The sequence below is a fragment of the Corallococcus sp. AB038B genome (genome assembly GCF_003668955.1).
Lineage (GTDB): Bacteria > Myxococcota > Myxococcia > Myxococcales > Myxococcaceae > Corallococcus > Corallococcus exiguus.
In genome coordinates, this window is record NZ_RAWO01000041.1 from 1 (window position 1) to 1,359 (window position 1,359).

At 66.2% G+C, this 1,359-nt stretch carries 1 protein-coding gene; it reads left to right on the plus strand.

From position 1 onward, the window contains the following. Positions 1-78: 78 nt before the first annotated feature. On the plus strand, positions 79-1,359 hold the full coding sequence (locus tag D7Y04_RS42410; RefSeq protein WP_121763054.1) for a transposase: 1,281 nt from the start codon (positions 79-81) through the stop codon (positions 1,357-1,359).

Sequence of the window (1,359 nt, forward strand, 5' to 3'; positions counted from 1 at the left end):
CTGAGGGGATGAGAAAAAATTAACGATTCTGATGCATCCAAAGGATGCATAAGCGCTGCTGTGCGAGCATGAATCGCCATGGCGGGGAGCAAACGGCCGCGAGTGCGTGTGCTCCGGCCGAAACGGACGCAGGTGCTGGCGGCTCGGACCTACGAGCAGTTGGTTGACCGAGAGCATTCAGTGCGCGCTGTATGGGCGGCTGTCGAAGCGCTGGACATGTCGGACTTCGAGCGCGCTATCCGTGCGCGTCCCCATCACGCGGGTCGTGCGGCGGTGGACCCGAGGCTGTTGCTAGCGCTGTGGGTGTACGGGCAGATGGAGGGCCTCTCCAGCGCTCACGCCATTGCGGCGAGGCTGCGTACGGACGTTGCGTATTGGTGGTTGTGCGGCGGCGTCAATGTGTCGGCGCATACGCTGTCCTCCTTCATGACACGCTCAGGCCCTGCCTTCCGGGCGTTGCTGGGCAAGATGCTGGATGAGCTGTGCAGTCGCGGTGCCGTACACCGGCCACGGCGACTTGCGCAGGACGGCACGCGTGTGCGTGCTTCAGCAGGAGCTGCTTCTTTTCACCGCAAGGCCACCCTACAGAAGCGGGCAGCCGTGGCTGCTGCGGCCGGCCCGTGCCAGCAGGGCGCGAGTACCAAGGCACGTGCAGCACGCAAACGCGCTCGCGCCGATTTACAGGCCCGGGCGGCACTCGCGCTCGCTGCACTGCCGGCAGCAGCACGGCGTAAGCAACGTGCGAAGGGGGGCGCTCATGGCGAACCCCGAGCCTCTCTCACCGACCCACAGGCCCAGGTGATGCGCATGCCAGACGGCGGCTTCCGTCCTGCCTACAACGCGCAGGCCGTCTCGGACGTCGAGAGCCGGTTGGCATTGGCCGGTCGTGTCACCGATGAGGGGGCGGACGCTGCACAGCTGCTCCCCATGGTGCAATGGGTGGCCCGCGTCCTGGGACTCAGGCCCGATGCCTGGTTGGTGGACGGGGCCTATCGGAATCTCAAGGCCTTCTCCGCGCTCGAGTCGCAGGGCATTCGTGTCTTTTCTCCCTTACCGGCGCGCAAGAACCTGCTGCCACCGGAGGGGCGGCGCAGGGGCCAACGAGGCGACCCCAGCAATGCGTGGCGTGCGCGGATGCAGACACCCGCAGGCAAGCGCACCTACGCCCAGCGCGCACCGACGGCGGAGTTGCTCAATGCGCAGGTCAAGGAGCGCCAGGGACTGCGCAGGCTTCACGTACGAGGTCGCAAGCGAGCCGAAGCCGCGTGGTTGCTCGCACTCGTCGCCCACAACCTCCTGCTCGCCATAGCGCAAGGCTGGTTCGACGAGTCGGAAGGCTCATTTCTTCTCACGCCCTGA